Genomic DNA, 15,526 nt, shown 5'->3' with positions numbered 1-15,526 from the left:
TCCCCTGCTCACCTCCACGAAAGCGAGCACGCACCGATGCGCGATTCGTTACTGTCCGTCGACGACTTCTCGGTCGTCTACGATGTCGACCCGCCGGTCGAAGCCGTCAGCCACGTCAGCCTCGAACTGCGCCGCGGCGAGATCCTCGGACTCGCCGGCGAGAGCGGGTGCGGCAAGACCACCCTCGCCTACGGCATCCAGCGCCTGCTCAAGGCACCCGCCGTCATCTCGAGCGGATCCGTCACCTTCCGTGACATCTCCGGCGAGGACATCGACGTCAACTCGCTCGGCCAGGAGGAGATGCGCCGCTTCCGCTGGGACAAGATCTCCATGGTCTTCCAAGGAGCGATGAACGCCCTCAACCCCGTCGCCACGATCGGCTCGCAACTCGCCGACGTCTTCGAGGTGCACCGGCCCGACATGAACCGGGCCGCGCGTCGCGACGCCGTGAACGAGCTGCTCGAGATCGTCAAGGTCGGCGCCGCCCGCGCCCGCTCCTACCCCCACGAACTCTCCGGCGGCATGCGCCAGCGCGTCATGATCGCCATGGCGCTCGCGCTCCGTCCGCAGCTGATGATCATGGACGAACCGACCACCGCCCTCGACGTCCTCGTGCAGCGCGAGATCCTCAAGCAGATCTCGCAGCTGCGCCACGAGTTCGGTTTCTCCGTCATCTTCATCACGCACGACCTGCCGCTGCTCCTCGAGATCAGCGACCGCATCGCCATCATGCGCAAGGGCGAGATCGTCGAGATCGACACCGCCGAGCGCATCTGGACCACCCCGCAGCACGAGTACACGCGCACGCTGCTGTCCTCGTTCCCGCGACTTACCGGTGAAAGGGGGGTCGTCGTCCGATGACCACACTCGAATTCGACAGCGTCACGAAGATCTACCACGTCCGCGGCGCCGGTCAGATGAAGGCCCTCGACGACGTGTCGTTCACCCTGACGTCCGGTCAGACGATCGGCCTCGTCGGCCAGTCCGGCAGCGGCAAGTCGACGATCGCCAAGATCCTCACGCAGCTCGAGACGCCCACAACCGGCGAGGTCCGCCTCGACGGCACGCCCATCCCCCGCCGCGGCAAAGGCCTGCGCGACTACCGGCAGCAGCTCCGCATGGTGTTCCAGGACCCGTTCGCGTCGCTGAACCCCTACCACTCGATCCGTCACCACGTCGAACGCCCTCTTCGCCTGGACAACGTCGTCCCCAAGAAGGACGTCGAAGACGAGGTACGACGCCTGCTCGACCGCGTCCGCCTCGACCCCGACTCGGTCATCGACCGCCGTCCCCACGAGCTCTCGGGCGGACAGCGGCAACGCGTCGCGATCGCCCGCGCCCTGGCATCCCGCCCCCGGCTGCTCGTCGCCGACGAGCCGGTGTCGATGCTCGACGTGTCGATCCGCATGGGCGTCCTGAACCTCCTCGCCGACCTGCAGCGCGAAGAGGGCCTCGGAGTCCTGTACATCACCCACGACCTCGCGACCGCGCGCCACTTCAGCGACGAGATCCTCGTGCTCAACCAGGGCAAGGTCGTCGAGAGCGGCACCGCCGACGACGTGATCCTGCGTCCCCAGAACCCGTACACGCAGGAGCTCCGCGCTGCGTCCCCCGACCCCGAGAGCCACTTCGCGTCGGCTCCCGGACTCTCCGGAGGTGCCCGATGACCGCCGTCGAACCCCAATTGCCCGTCGAAACACCCGACGCACTCGAGGTAGGCACGACCGCCACGACCGCCGTCAAGGGGCGCTCCCGCATCCCGTGGCGCTTCCTCGGCAGCCGCGCCCTGTTCTACCTCTTCACGCTGTGGGCGGCGATCACGATCAACTTCTTCCTGCCTCGCCTGATGAAGGGCGACGCGGTCGACCAGTACCTCGCCCGCAACCGCAACGTCACCCCCGAGGCGGCCGACGCGCTGCGCGCTCTGCTCGGCATCGACACCGACAAATCGCTCTGGCAGCAATACGTCGATTACTGGGGCCTCATGCTCCGCGGCGACCTCGGCGTCTCGCTCCTGCACGGCCTGCGCCCCGTCGGCGAGGTCATCAGCCAGTCCCTCCCCTGGACGGTGGGACTCGTCGGCTTCGCCACGATCATCTCGTTCCTCATCGGCACGATCGGCGGCGCCGTCATCGGCTGGCGTCGCGGCAGCCGTTCCGAGGTCTTGATCCCGATCACGACCTTCCTCAGCACGATCCCCTACTTCTGGCTCGGGCTGCTCGCCATCGCGCTCTTCTCGGTCAACCTCAAGTGGTTCCCGATCGGCAAGGCGTACGGCGTGGGCTACTCGCCCGAATTCACCCCCGAGTTCATCGGGCAGGTCATCCACCACGGCACGCTCCCCGCGGTGACGATCATCATCGCCTCGCTCGGCGGGTGGATGCTCGGCATGCGCAACATGATGCTCACGGTCCTCGACGAGGACTACATCACCGTGGCGCAGGCCAAGGGCATGCCCAACTCACGGGTGCTGTGGCGCTACGCCGCCCGCAACGCGGTCCTCCCCCAAATCCAGAGCTTCGCACTGTCGATCGGCTTCATCGTCGGCGGCACGATCGTGATGGAGATGGTCTTCAGCTACCCCGGCGTCGGAAAGCTGCTGCTGGATGCCACCAACGGCAAGGACTACGCGCTCATGCAGGGCGTCTTCCTCGTGATCACGCTGTCGGTGCTGGTGGCGAACATCCTCGCCGACATCGCCTACGCGTTCCTCGACCCGCGCACCCGCCAGACGGAGGCCTGACATGACCACCACCGCCACGATCCGCATGGCCCGCACCGAGGACCCGACGCCGAACACCTTCTGGGCCCGGCTCGGATCGGCGTTCGCGATGTTCCGGAACGCGAAATCCCTCACAGGCCTCGCCATCCTCGCCTTCTTCGTCCTCATCGCGATCTTCGCCGACGTCCTCGCGCCCTTCTCACCCACGCAGGTCGACAACACGGCGCGGTTCCAGCCGCCGTCGGCCGAGCACTGGCTCGGCACCACCCACATCGGCGAGGACGTCCTCAGCCAGGTCATCTACGGGACGCGCGGCGTCATCGTCGTCGGCTTCCTCGCCGCGATCCTCGCGACCGTCATCGCCATCGTCGTGGGTGTCGTCTCGGGCTACGTCCGCGGGTGGAAGAGCGAGAGCCTCTCGGCGCTCACCAACGTGTTCCTCGTGATCCCGGGCCTGCCGCTCATCATCATCGTCGCGTCGATGTTCGAGGAGCCGCCGCTCGTCCTCATCGCCGCCGTCCTCGGCATCACCGGCTGGGCCTGGGGCGCGCGCGTCCTGCGCGCGCAGACGATGTCGCTCCGCAACCGCGACTTCATCCAGGCCGCACGGGCCAACGGTGAGCCGCTCCGTCGCATCATCACGGTCGAGATGCTGCCGAACCTCATGGCCCTCATCGCTGCGAGCTTCGTCGGCACCGTGACCGCGGCCATCCTCGGCCTCACGACCCTGTCGTACATCGGCGTGATCCCGGTCAACACCTACAACTGGGGCACCATCCTCAACTGGGCGAGCGCGCAGGGCGCGTTCCGCCAGAACCAATGGTGGTGGTACCTGCCCCCGGGCCTGTGCATCGCCGCCATCGGCGTCGCGCTGTCGCTCATCAACTTCGGCATCGACGAGTACGTGAACCCCCGCCTGCGCTCCGCCGGCGAGCGCGCCCGCGCGATGAAGAAGAAGGGCCTCGACGTCAACGACGCCGTCACCGTCGTCCGCAGCGTCGAGGTCCCCGCCACCCGACAGGAGAGCCGCGGATGACGAGCGTCGACACCGCCGAGGCCGCCTACCGGGATGCCACCCTGTCGGTCGACGATCGCGTCGCCGATCTGCTCGGGCGGATGACCCTGCCCGAGAAGGTCGGTCAGATGATGCAGTTCGACGCCCGCGAGGAACTCGAGCACATCGTGCTCGAGCGGCACGCCGGGTCGATCCTGCACACCTCGCCCGAAAAGGTGCTCCGCGCCGCGGAACTGACGTCGCAGACGCGTCTGCGGATCCCGCTCCTCGTCGCCGAGGACTGCATCCACGGACACTCGTTCTGGGAAGGCGCGACGATCTTCCCGACGCAGCTCGGCATGGCCGCGTCGTGGGACGCGGACCTCGTCCAGCGCGTCGCGAAGGCGACGGCCGCCGAGGTGGCGGCCACCGGCATCCACTGGACCTTCTCGCCCGTCCTCTGCATCGCGCGCGACCTCCGCTGGGGACGGGTGGGCGAGACGTTCGGCGAGGACCCGTTCCTCATCGGCGAGCTCGCCTCGGCGATGGTCCGCGGCTACCAGGGCGACGGGCTCGACGACCGCGACGCGATCCTCGCGACCGCGAAGCATTTCGCCGGCTACTCCGAGACCCAGGGCGGTCGCGATGCGAGCGAGGCCGACATCTCCCGCCGCAAGCTGCGCTCCTGGTTCCTGCCGCCGTTCGAACGCGTCGCACGGGAGGGATGCCGCACCTTCATGCTCGGCTACCAGACCACCGACGGTGTGCCGATCACGGTGAACGACTGGCTGCTCAGCGACGTGCTGCGCGGCGAGTGGGGCTATACGGGCACACTCATCACCGACTGGGACAACGTCGGCCGCATGGTGTGGGAGCAGAAGGTGCAGCCGGACTACGCCAGCGCCGCCGCCGCGGCCGTGAAGGCCGGCAACGACATGGTCATGACGACGCCCGGCTTCTTCACCGGCGCCCTCGAGGCCGTCGAGCGCGGGATGCTGACCGAGGCCGACATCGATCAGGCGGTCTCGCGGATCCTGTCGCTGAAGTTCCGTTTCGGCCTCTTCGAGAACCCGCGCCTGCCCGATCGGGAGCGCATCGAGACGGTCATCGCGCGAAGCGCCCACACCGACCTCAACCTCGAGGTCGCGCGCCGCTCGCTCGTGCTGCTGCGCAACGACGGCACGCTTCCGCTGGCGTCCGACACCCGGCGGATCGCCGTCGTGGGTCCCCTCGCCGACGACGCGCAGACGCAGCTCGGCGACTGGGCGGGCTCGTCCGGACAGGTCGATTGGATGCCGGAGGGCCACCCGCGTGCCCAGATCACGACGGTCCTCGACGGGCTGCGCGAGCTCGCGGGCGCGACGGTCGAGTGCGCCCGGGGCGCGGACATCCTCCGCCTGACCGACGACCCGGCGGGTGTCTTCCCCGACGGTCAGCCGCGACCGCCGATCGTCGCCCCGAGCGAACCGGACGCTGCGCAGATCGCCGAGGCCGTAGCCCTCGCGGAGCGATCCGACGTGACCGTCGCCGTCGTCGGGGACCGCATCGAGCTCGTCGGCGAAGGTCGCTCCACCGCGACGCTCGACCTCATCGGCGGCCAGCGGGCACTCCTCGACGCGCTGGCGGCGGCCGGCACACCGCTCGTCATCGTTCTGATGGCGTCGAAGCCGCTGATCCTGCCGGAGTCGGTGCGCGAGGCATCCGTCATCTGGGTCGCGAACCCCGGCATGCAGGGCGGACGAGCGATCGCGGAGCTGCTGCTCGGCGAGATCGAACCCACCGGACGCCTACCCATCTCGTTCGCACGGCACGCCGGTCAGCAGCCGACGTACTACAACCAGATCCGGGGCCAGCACGGCGACCGCTACGCCGACCTCACGCAGCAGCCGGCGTTCGCGTTCGGCGACGGCCTCTCGTACACGTCCGTCGCGTACGGCGAGGCGGAGGTCCTGACGTCCGTCGCCGCAGCCGGTGACACGGTGCACGCCCGGATCACACTGCGGAACACCGGTGGGCGCCCCGCGCACGAGATCGTCCAGGTCTACGTCCGCGACACGGTCACCTCGGTCAGCTGGGCCGACAAGGAACTGAAGGCCTATCGCCACGTCGACGTGGCAGCGGGCGCGACTGTGACGGTCGACATCGAGTTGCCGGCATCCGAGTGCACGATCGTGGATGCGGCCGGCCGCCGCATCGTGGAACCCGGGGAGTTCGAGCTCCTCATCGGGCCGTCGTCCCGCGACGAGGTGCTGCGGGCGGTCTCGTTCGAGATCCGCTGACGCGACGGGAACAGCGAGGGGCGGGTGTCGTGGTGTCACCCGCCCCTCGCTATCGTCGAGGCATGCGTGCCATCCCCGCCGTCCTCGATCCGGACGTCGTCACCGAGATCGATCGTCGACTCGCCGGGGTGGCGCGCGAACACGACGTCGAGATCCCCTGGGCGATCGAGAGCGGCAGCCGCGCGTGGGGGTTCCCCTCCCCCGACAGCGACTACGACTGTCGTTTCGTCTTCGTGCGGCCCCGCGAGCGATATCTGTCGCTCTGGCCCGAGCGCGACGTGATCGAGACTCCTTTGGACGCCGTGTTCGATGTCAACGGCTGGGATCTCGCCAAGTCCGTGCGGCTGATCGCGAAGGGGAATGCGACGGCGGTCGAATGGCTGCGCTCCCCCATCGTCTACACGGGAGACCCCGCGTTCCGCGACGGCCTGCTCGACCTCGCTGATCGGATCGTCGAGCGCGGATCGATCGGTCGTCACTATCTGCACGTCGCCCGTCAGCAGCGCGCGGGGGCACGCTCGCTCAAACGGTTCTTCTACGTTCTCCGCCCCGCCGCCGCCCTCAGATGGCTCGAGGTCCATCCGGCGCAGGCGGTCCCGCCGATGGACCTCCCGACTCTCATCGATGAAGGAGACGTCGCCGACCACGTGCGGACGGCAGTGCACGATCTCATCGCGCTCAAGGCGCAGACCCGGGAGCTCGGTTCCGGCACGCCGCCGACGATTCTCGAGAGCTTCGTCACCGCGCAGCTCGAGCGTGCCGAGGTGTACGAACACGCCGCGCCCGAGCGGCGGGCCGACGACGTGCGAGCGATGGCCGACGAGTACTTTCTCTCGTTGCTTCGCTGACCGAGTTCGCCCGACTCTGGCTGCACGCCGTAACACCGCGACGCCGCGGCCGAGTTGCGCCGGTCATTCCCGGGTGAGCACCTCGGGGGACGCATCGTCGAGTCCGTCGGACAGTTCGACGCGCGTCCACGGCACCGGGGCGTCCGCGAACACCGGCTCCAGCACGCGCCACATCTCGGCGGTGTCGTCGCCGACGAAGTACAGGTCGTAGCCGCCGACACCGGCACCGTTGCCGTCGATCTGACCAGCGCCGGCATCGAGCAGCGCCTCGTCGGCGGCGAGCTCGGTCTCGAAGAGGGCGTCCATGAGGTCGACGTCGAACTCCTCCTCGTTCACCTCGAACGAGACGGTCACCCAGGCGTCCCCGGCCCCCGGGTCCGACTCCTCGATGATCTCGGCGGACGTGTCCGGATCCGATTCGCCAGTGACGTCCGAGAGCCGCATCTGCAGCAGGGACATCGGCGAGCATGCACTCAGCGCCGCGCCTGCGGCCAGGAACAGCATCGCGGCGGGCAGACGCAGGGCACGAGGGCTCATGTCGCGATCGTATCGGCCACGGTGGCCTCGGGTCTCACCCCGGGGCGAGGCGATAGAGCACCTCGGGACGACCCCGCTTGCCGTACCGGTGAGACACCGCGATCGCGCCGGACTCGGAGAGGTGCGCGAGGTAGCGATGCGCGGTCGCTCGAGACATCTCGCAGGCAGCGGCGACGTCGACGACGGAGCGCCCGGTACCGGCGTCCAGCGCCGCCAGTACGCGTTCCAGCGTCGGGGCGGCGAGCCCCTTCGGCAGCGCCCGAGCCCCGCCGGCCGACGACGTGACGGTGCGGATGCCGCCGGTCGCCAGGAGGCGGTCGATCTCGGCCTGTGCGAGCGGACGTTCACGCCCGGCATCCGCTGTCGCGTCGCGCTCTTCGCGATACCGCTCGAGCCGCTCCTGCAGCGCGTGTTCGGTGAACGGCTTCACGAGATAGCCGACGACCCGACCGGCGAGTGCCTGGCGGACGGTCGTCTGATCCTGGGAGGAGCTGATCACGAGGACATCGGGACCGCCTCGCGCGATCGTCCGCAGCCGGTGCAGCACCTCGACGCCGCTGATGTCGGGCAGACGCATGTCGAGGAGGACGAGGTCGACCCCCGCGGCTCCCTGCGCCAAGGCCTCCCGTCCCGTTCCGGCCACCCCCGCCACGACGAACCCGGGCACGCCGTCGACGAACCGGGCGTGCAACGCGCGTGCCCCTCGGTCGTCGTCCACGACGAGCACTCGGATCGCCTGCCCGGTCACACCCGCTCCATCTCGAACGCGAAGCGCGCTCCGCCGAGCGCGGACGAACCGACCTCGATCGTTCCGCCGCGAGACGTCACCGTGCGTCGCACCGTGTCGAGTCCGTACCCCCGCCCGAAACCCGTCGCGTCCGCCTTCGTCGAGAATCCCTGGCCGAAGATGCGACCGACCACCGCCGGATCCACTCCCGGGCCGTCGTCGTCGACCGCACCGATGAGACGGCCGTCGGCGTCGCGGAGAACGCAGCGCACGCGTCGGGCTCCTGCCTCGCCGGCGTTGCGGCACAGGTTCGCGACGACCGAGACGGCACCGTCGTCGAGATCCCCCTCGAGCGAGAGGTCGAATTCCGCCTGCGCGCCGAACTCCAGGAGCTCGGCCCGCACGGCGTGCACGGTCGCGGCCACGACCGGCTCTCCGGTGTGGTCGGGCCCGTCGGCGGTGCGGACGGGCGCGACGTCCTCGATGTAGTCGAGCGCCTCGGCGGTGTCGCCGCGCGAGACGAGCCCGTGGACGACGTGAAGTCGGGTGCCGAACTCATGCGCCTGCTCACGGAGTGCCGCGGTCGTCCGTCGCATCTGCGCGTTCTCGGCCAGTGCGGCATCCGTCCGGCGGAAGCGACGCTCGACCGCTGCCGTCAACGCCGAGCTCGCGAGCGACGCGACGACGAGCGCGCCGATCCCCCAGGGCAGCAGCGCGGCGAGCGCTGCATCCCGGTCGGCGGCGATGCTCGACTCGAGCACGCCGACGGCGACCATGCCGACGATCGACCCGCCGTCACCGCGCACCGGCACCTTCGCCCGCAGCGACGGACCCGACGCGCCTCGCTCCGTGCCGAGGAAGGTCTCGCCCTCAAGCACCGGCGCGTTCGTGGTCTCGACCTGCACGCCCCGCTCCGAGGCGAGCGGATGGGTGATGCGCACGCCCTCGTCGTCGGTGATCACGACGTAGTAGACGCCCGCGGACTCCGCGACGAGCTCGGCGAGCGGCTGCAACGCCGCCGTCGCCGAGGCGAGGTCGGCGGCGTCGGCGAGATCGCCCGGGCGACCGGCATCCGTCACGGTCGACAGGGTCGCGCGCACGTCGGCGAGATCCGCGAGGCTCTCCGCGACGTCCATGACCCGCTCGGCCGTCGCGTCGCGGATCGTGCGCTCCTGCACCGTCATCGCGACCGCGACCGTCGCCGACAGCGCCGCGAGCGTCACCACCGACGGCAGGACGAGCAGCGCGAGCCGAAGCGCGCGGGGCCGCCGCGGAGACGCCATCGTTCACCACTCCCGTCCGTGCACGGTGCGTGAGCGTTTATGAGAACAAAAGCCGGAGAATGCCGCTGCCGCACCGCGCGCTGTCATCCTATTTCGATCTCGCGGAGACGACGATGTCCGCGCGAATGGAGCGATGATGACCCAGACAGATACCCCTGCACCGCCGCCCAGCAGGCGGCGTACCCTGATCGGCCGCGTCGTCGGCGGGGTGATCGCCGCAGCCGCGATCGGAACCGCCGCCGCCGGCTCGATCGCTTCGGCGAGCACCGGCAGCGACATCAACGCGTCGATGACGATCGTCGCGCCCGCCGCCGCCGGCGGCGGCTGGGACGGCGTCGCTCGAGAACTCCAGCAGGCTCAGAAGGCCAACGGCCTCGTGAACAACGTGCAGGTCGTCAACATGCCGGGCGCCGGCGGCACGATCGCCCTCGGCAACGTCTCCGTCCTCGAGGGCCAGCCGAACAACATGCTCGTCGGCGGTACGGGTCTGCTCGCCGCGACGATCCAGTTCAACTCCGCTGCGACGCTCGACGATGTCACCCCGCTCGCGGTGGTCGTCGAGGAGTACGACGTGATCGTCGTCCCGGCCGACTCCCCTTACGAGACTCTCGACGATCTCGTGGCGGGCTGGAAGGAGGACCCGAAAGCCCTGCCGTGGACCGGCGGCGGCTCGTTCGACCAGCTCGTCGTGACCGACCTCGCCCTCTCCGCCGGAATCGAGCCGGTCGACACCACGTATATCTCCTCGGACGGGGGCGGCGAGGCGATCCAGGCGCTTCTCAACGGCACGGCGAAGGCCGCGGCCGGCGGGTACCCCGACAACATCGACCAGATCGAGGCGGGCCGCCTCCGCGCGCTCGCCTTGGTGGCGAAGGAACCGGTCGAGGGCATCGAGATCCCGACCGCCGCCGAACAGGGCTACGACGTCTCGCTGACCAACTGGCGCTCGCTCTCGGCGCCGTCCGGTCTGGACGACAGCGAGCGCGAGGCGCTCACCCAGCTCGTCCTCGACAGCGTCGCGACCCCCGAGTGGGCCGACGCGATGGACCGCTACTACTGGACCGAACGCATCATCACGGGCGACGAGCTCGACACGTTCCTGAAAGACGAGGAGACGCGCATCCGCGCGCTGTACGAGGAGATGGGCCTGTGACGTTCCCCGCCAACCCCACATCGGCATCCGCCGTCGTCGGCCAGCGTCTGCGGCTGGTCTCCGGCCCCGGTGCCGCAGCGCTCCTCAAGGGCCTCACGATGCCGGCGATCCTCGTGGCCTTCGCGACGTACCTGGTCGTCGGCATCGTCACGATGCGCGTACCGGAGGGCACGGCGTTCCCCGGGCCGCAGTTCTTCCCCGGCATCATCGCGGCCGGCCTGTGCGTCTTCGCCGCCGCTCTCGCCGTCGGCGCCATCCGCGAGGTCCGCGCGACGCCCGATGCGCTCACCGCCGAGATCGAAGCGGCGCGCGCCGAAGCTGCCGGCGAAGAGCCCGCGGCCACGCCCGTCCGCGTCGACCTCCGCTCGTTCGCGTGGGTCGTCGTCTCGTTCCTCGCCTTCGCCTTCCTGCTCGAGATCCTCGGCTGGATCATCGCGGCGGGTCTGCTCTTCTGGTGCGTCGCCCGGGCATTCGGCGCGACGAAGTGGCTGCAGAGCCTCGTCGTCGGGTTCACCCTCAGCTCGCTCGCCTACATCGGTTTCGACATGGCCCTCGGGATGCCCCTCCCGTCCGGCATCCTCGGAGGGTTCTGACATGGACGTCCTGACACTTCTCGGCGAGGGCTTCGCCGGCGCGCTCACCCCCGCGAACCTGCTGTGGGTCCTCATCGGATGCCTCCTCGGCACCGCCGTGGGAGTCCTGCCCGGCCTCGGGTCGTCGATGGCGGTCGCACTGCTGCTGCCCATCACCTTCTCCCTCGACCCGACTGCGGCGTTCATCATGTTCGCGGGCGTCTACTTCGGCGGCCTGTTCGGCGATTCGACGATGGGCATCCTCATGAACACGCCGGGGCAGGCGTCCGCCATCGCCTCGACCTTCGAGGGTCACAAGATGGCCCTGAACGGTCGGGCGGCACAGGCGCTCGCCACCGCCGCCATCGGTGCGTTCATCGGCGGCATGGTCGCCTCCGTCGTCGTCGTGTTCCTCGCCCCCGCATTGGCGGACTTCTCGAGCCGCTTCGGCCCCGCCGAGTTCTTCGCCCTCGCCGTGTTCGCCTTCGCGGCCACGTCGTCGGTCGTCGCCGACAGCGCGATCAAGGGCCTGACGTCGCTGTTCATCGGTCTCGGGATCGCCGTCATCGGCATCGACGGCGTCTCGGGCGCACCCCGTTTCACGATGGACTCGCCGAACCTGTTCGACGGCATCTCGCTCGTCACCGTCACGGTTGCCATCCTCGCCCTCGGCGAAGTCATCTACGTCGCCTGCCTCGAACGGCACATGACGAACAAGGCGCTCATCAAGCCGACCGGCCGACCGTGGCTGAGCCGGCGGGAGCTCAAAGAAGCCGCTCCGGCGTGGCTGCGCGGAACGGCGATCGGCCTGCCCTTCGGCGTCGTGCCCGCCGGCGGCTCCGAGATCCCGACCTTCCTCGCCTACGGCCTCGAGAAGCGCCTCGACAAGCGGCGCAAGAACCCCATGTTCGGCAAGGGCGCCATCCGAGGCCTCGCCGCCCCCGAGGCAGCCGGCAATTCGACCACCGGTATGGCGATGGGCGCTCTGCTCGCCCTCGGCCTCCCGATCTCGGCGACCGCTGCGATCATGCTCGCCGCCTTCCGTCAGTACGGTCTGCAGCCCGGCCCCCTCCTGTTCGACCGTGCTCCCGACCTCGTCTGGGCGCTGCTGGCGAGCTTCTTCATCGCGATGATCGTCCTCCTCATCCTGAACCTGCCGTTCGCGATGCTGTGGGCGAAGCTCCTGCTGATCCCCCGCCCGTACCTGTACGCCGGCATCACGCTCTTCTGCGGGCTCGGCATCTACGCCACGTCGGGGTCGACGTTCGATCTCGTGATGCTGCTCGCCATCGGTCTGCTCGGGTTCCTCATGCGGGCGCTCGACTTCCCCCTCGCCCCGCTCATCATCGGCATGGTCCTCGGCCCGCTGGCCGAGACGAGCCTGCGGGATGCCGCGATGAGCACGAACGGCGATTTCACCGTCCTCGTGCACGGCCCGATCTCCATCACCCTGTACGCGCTGCTCGCGGCAGTGCTCGTGTTCTCGGTACGCAGCAAGGTCGTGGCCCGGAAGCGCGCGAAGGCGGAGGAGAACGAGCTCGTCGACGCCTGACCCGAACATGACGACGGCCCCGGTGCGCGATGCGCCCGGGGCCGTCGTCATGCGATCATCAGGGGGTCGGCATCCCGCCGTTGACGTTGAGGGTCTCACCGATCACATAGCTGGATTCGGCCGACGCGAGGAACACATAGGCCGGGGCGAGCTCGGCGGGCTGGCCCATGCGCCCGAGCGGGGTCTCCTCACCGAACGACTCGATCTTCTCCTGCGGCTGACCGTCCGACACCTGCAGCGGTGTCCAGATGGGGCCGGGAGCGACCGCGTTGACGCGGATGCCCTTGGGCGCCAACTGCTGCGCCAGCGCCTTGGTGAACGCGTTGATGGTGGCCTTGGTCGACGCGTAGTCGACCAGGGTCTCCGACGGCGAATAGGCCTGGATCGACGTCGTGTTGATGATCGTCGCGCCCGCGGGGAGGTGCGGCAGAGCGGCCTTGGTGATCCAGAACATCGCGTCGACGTTCGTCGTGAAGGTGTCGTCGAACTGCTGGTCGTCGAGCGTCGTCAGGTCCTTGTTGAAGAGCTGCTTCCCGCCGTTGTTGACGACGATGTCGAGGCCGCCGAGCCCCTCGACCGCCTGGGCGACGAGCCCCACGCAGTAGTCCTTGTCCTTCAGGTCGCCCGGCAGGGTGAGGACGGTCGCGCCGGCCTCGCGGAGGATGCCGGCGATCCGCTGCGCGTCCTCTTCTTCCTCCGGCAGGTAAGACAGGGCGACGTCGGCGCCTTCGCGGGCGAACGCGATCGCGGTCGCCGCTCCGATGCCGGAGTCGCCGCCCGTGATCAGCGCCTTGCGCCCCTTCAGGCGATCGGTGCCGCGATAGCTCTCTTCGCCGAGGTCGGCCTTCGGGGTGAGGTCCGCATCGAGACCGGGCTCGCTCTGGTACCCCTTCTGAGGCTCGATCTCCGAGTAGAGCTCCACCGGATTCATGAACGTGTACTGGTCGCGTGCCATCGTGCTCTCCTTCTTCGTGGTGGTCTGGGTGGTGGTCTGGGGGGTCGTCAGCGGCCGTCGGCGTCGTCGCCGACCAGCTCGCGGATCGTGAGGGCCGCGCGGATGAGCGCCAGGTGGCTGAGTGCCTGCGGAAGGTTGCCGAGGAACGCGCCGTCCTCCGGGTCGATCATCTCGGCGTACATGCCGACGTCGTTGCCCGCGGCGACGAGCTCGTTCATCGCAGCGATGCCCTCGTCATGGCGTCCGACGCAGACGAGCGCCGCCGCACGCCAGAAGCTGCAGGCGACGAAGGTCGCCTCCTCGGCGCGCATCCCGGTGTAGCGGAACAGGTGCGGTCCCTCGCCGAGCTCTCCCGTGAGCGCGTCGATCGTGCGCGACATCCGCTCGCCCCGGTCGAAACCGCTCAGCGAGTGCAGGAGGACGGAGGCGTCGAGGTCTCGACTTCCCTGCGCCATGACGTAGGCACCGCGGGACTCCGACCATCCGTGCTCTTCGACCCACGCGCGTACGAGCGCCGCCTCGGCCGCCCAACGTTCGCTGCTGCCGGGGATCTGACCGAGCTCGGCGAGTCGGACCGCGTCGTTGAGGGCCTGCCAGCACCCCATCTTGGACGAGGTGTAATGGCGTTCCTCGGGCAGCTCCCACATGCCCGAATCGGGGTTCCGCCAGGAGTCGCACACCTTGTCGGCGTACATCGAGAGCATCCGCCCCGTCTCGACGTCGAGAGCGTTCCCCGCCTCGACGTACGCGCGGCAGATCGCGAACAGGTCGCCGTAGACGCCCAGCTGAACCTGCTCACGCGCGGGGTTCCCCGTGACGACCGGACCCACTCCGCGCCAGCCCGGGACGTCGTACTCGGTGACGTGCCCGTCGAGTTCGCCGTCGAGGGTGTACATGACGTGCAGTTCCGGGCCGTGCCGGCGGATCGTCCGCAGCAGCCACGAGATCGCGGCATGGGTCTCTTCGCGGAGGCCGAACCCGATGAGCGCGTCGACCGTGTACGCGAGGTCGCGCACCCAGGCGAGCCTGTAGTCCCAGTTCTTGCCGCCGCTGAGGTCCTCGGGGAGGGAGGTGGTCGCTGCGGCTGCGATCGCGCCCGTCGGGCTGTGGATCAGCATCTTGAGCATGAGCGCACTGCGCTGTACGTCGTTCGACCAGGGGCCCTCGTACGAGAACTCCCGCGACCACGCGCGCCACGCCTCGATCGTCCGATCGATGCCGCGATCGACGTTGTCGGGGTCGGGGAAGTGGATCGGCTCGTCGTGGGTACCGACGATGATCAGCAGGTGCCGGCTCCCCTGCGAGGTCGTGAAGCCGCCCGCGAGACCCGTCGCGATGCCGTCCGCCGACGCGGCGGGCTCGGGACCGTAGTCGCGTCCCGTGACGCCGATCGTGGTGAGTCCGGAGCGGAGGATGCTGCGGTCGTTCGCGCGGTCGTGCCAAGGTGCGGCGGTCTTGAGCGAGGTCCCCGGCTGCACGCGCCATCGGAAGGCGACCTCACCTTCGACGCCGTCGACACGACGCGCGAGCTCGGCCCACGGCAGGCGTCCCGCGACGCCCGTCACGAGCGCGTCGGTCACGGTCGCTTTGCCCGACGCCGTCATGAACGTCGTGACGAGGACGTTCGTGCGAGGCAGGTATCGCCGACGCACCTGGTACTCCTCGACCGGCTCGAGCTCGATGCAGCCGCCCGCGTCGTCGTCGAGCAGTCGCCCGAAGATCGGCAGGTCGTCGATGCCGGGAATCGGCATCCAGTCGATCTGCCCGCGGAGCCCGATCAGTGCGATCGTGCGTCCATCGCCGATCGGGGCGTAGCTGCGCAGATCCTGACCGGGGGCGGTGTCGTCGAGGTGAGGCACCGCTCGAGTCTCGCCGGGGAGGACGGCGAGCGGATGCCGGTTGAC

14 protein-coding genes are annotated in these 15,526 nt (G+C 69.4%); 9 read left to right on the top strand and 5 right to left on the bottom strand.

Annotation, left to right across the window (positions count from 1 at the left end):
* Positions 1-36 precede the first annotated feature (36 nt).
* From ACIQLK_RS06635 to ACIQLK_RS06610, 6 genes are all read left to right on the top strand, one after another.
* Complete coding sequence (locus ACIQLK_RS06635) at positions 37-861, top strand: ABC transporter ATP-binding protein (RefSeq protein WP_400363595.1); 825 nt, start codon at positions 37-39, stop codon at positions 859-861.
* The gene (locus tag ACIQLK_RS06630) at positions 858-1,667 is read left to right on the top strand and encodes an ABC transporter ATP-binding protein (RefSeq protein WP_400363594.1); all 810 of its coding nucleotides are present in this window, start codon (positions 858-860) and stop codon (positions 1,665-1,667) included. The genes ACIQLK_RS06635 and ACIQLK_RS06630 overlap by 4 nt, the downstream gene beginning before the upstream one ends.
* A complete protein-coding gene (locus tag ACIQLK_RS06625; protein WP_400363593.1) occupies positions 1,664-2,743 on the top strand; it encodes an ABC transporter permease in 1,080 nt (359 codons plus the stop codon). Before ACIQLK_RS06630 ends, ACIQLK_RS06625 begins: the two co-directional genes overlap by 4 nt.
* A 1-nt stretch (position 2,744) precedes the next feature.
* Positions 2,745-3,758: an ABC transporter permease gene (locus tag ACIQLK_RS06620; protein WP_400363592.1), complete on the top strand. Its 1,014-nt coding sequence runs from the start codon at positions 2,745-2,747 to the stop codon at positions 3,756-3,758.
* Entirely contained in the window at positions 3,755-5,995 is a 2,241-nt protein-coding gene (locus tag ACIQLK_RS06615; RefSeq protein ID WP_400363590.1) for a glycoside hydrolase family 3 N-terminal domain-containing protein, read from the top strand. The genes ACIQLK_RS06620 and ACIQLK_RS06615 overlap by 4 nt, the downstream gene beginning before the upstream one ends.
* A 62-nt stretch (positions 5,996-6,057) precedes the next feature.
* On the top strand, positions 6,058-6,843 hold the full coding sequence (locus tag ACIQLK_RS06610; protein WP_400363589.1) for a DNA polymerase beta superfamily protein: 786 nt from the start codon (positions 6,058-6,060) through the stop codon (positions 6,841-6,843).
* A 63-nt stretch (positions 6,844-6,906) separates the two neighbouring features.
* Here ACIQLK_RS06610 and ACIQLK_RS06605 read toward each other — a convergent pair whose 3' ends face one another.
* The 3 genes from ACIQLK_RS06605 to ACIQLK_RS06595 are packed head-to-tail and all read right to left on the bottom strand — an operon-like array spanning position 6,907 to position 9,390.
* Complete coding sequence (locus ACIQLK_RS06605; RefSeq protein ID WP_400363587.1) at positions 6,907-7,380, bottom strand: hypothetical protein; 474 nt, start codon at positions 7,378-7,380, stop codon at positions 6,907-6,909.
* A gap of 34 nt (positions 7,381-7,414) precedes the next feature.
* The gene (locus ACIQLK_RS06600) at positions 7,415-8,128 is read right to left on the bottom strand and encodes a response regulator (RefSeq protein ID WP_400363586.1); all 714 of its coding nucleotides are present in this window, start codon (positions 8,126-8,128) and stop codon (positions 7,415-7,417) included.
* A complete protein-coding gene (locus tag ACIQLK_RS06595) occupies positions 8,125-9,390 on the bottom strand; it encodes an ATP-binding protein (protein ID WP_400363584.1) in 1,266 nt (421 codons plus the stop codon). The genes ACIQLK_RS06600 and ACIQLK_RS06595 overlap by 4 nt, the downstream gene beginning before the upstream one ends.
* A 136-nt stretch (positions 9,391-9,526) precedes the next feature.
* Between ACIQLK_RS06595 and ACIQLK_RS06590 the strand changes: the two genes are divergently transcribed.
* From ACIQLK_RS06590 to ACIQLK_RS06580, 3 genes are read left to right on the top strand one after another with little or no spacing between them, the layout of a single operon-like run.
* Positions 9,527-10,543, top strand: coding sequence for a tripartite tricarboxylate transporter substrate binding protein (locus tag ACIQLK_RS06590; protein WP_400363582.1), 1,017 nt, complete (start codon positions 9,527-9,529; stop codon positions 10,541-10,543).
* Positions 10,540-11,136, top strand: a complete 597-nt coding sequence (locus ACIQLK_RS06585; RefSeq protein ID WP_400363580.1) for a tripartite tricarboxylate transporter TctB family protein — start codon at positions 10,540-10,542, stop codon at positions 11,134-11,136. Before ACIQLK_RS06590 ends, ACIQLK_RS06585 begins: the two co-directional genes overlap by 4 nt.
* Before the next feature lies 1 nt (position 11,137).
* Positions 11,138-12,667, top strand: a complete 1,530-nt coding sequence (locus tag ACIQLK_RS06580; RefSeq protein WP_400363579.1) for a tripartite tricarboxylate transporter permease — start codon at positions 11,138-11,140, stop codon at positions 12,665-12,667.
* Between the two features lie 58 nt (positions 12,668-12,725).
* Here the strand turns inward: ACIQLK_RS06580 and ACIQLK_RS06575 are convergent, their stop codons facing one another.
* Both ACIQLK_RS06575 and ACIQLK_RS06570 read right to left on the bottom strand, forming a co-directional pair.
* Positions 12,726-13,622, bottom strand: a complete 897-nt coding sequence (locus ACIQLK_RS06575) for an SDR family oxidoreductase (protein WP_400363578.1) — start codon at positions 13,620-13,622, stop codon at positions 12,726-12,728.
* A 47-nt stretch (positions 13,623-13,669) separates the two neighbouring features.
* Positions 13,670-15,481, bottom strand: coding sequence for a glycoside hydrolase family 15 protein (locus tag ACIQLK_RS06570; protein WP_400363577.1), 1,812 nt, complete (start codon positions 15,479-15,481; stop codon positions 13,670-13,672).
* Between the last annotated feature and the right edge of the window lie 45 nt (positions 15,482-15,526).

The organism is Microbacterium sp. NPDC091382, assembly GCF_044757025.1.
Lineage (GTDB): Bacteria > Actinomycetota > Actinomycetes > Actinomycetales > Microbacteriaceae > Microbacterium.
The sequence above is the reverse complement of the archived record's forward strand: the minus strand, read 5'-3'. Positions and strand labels throughout refer to the sequence as shown.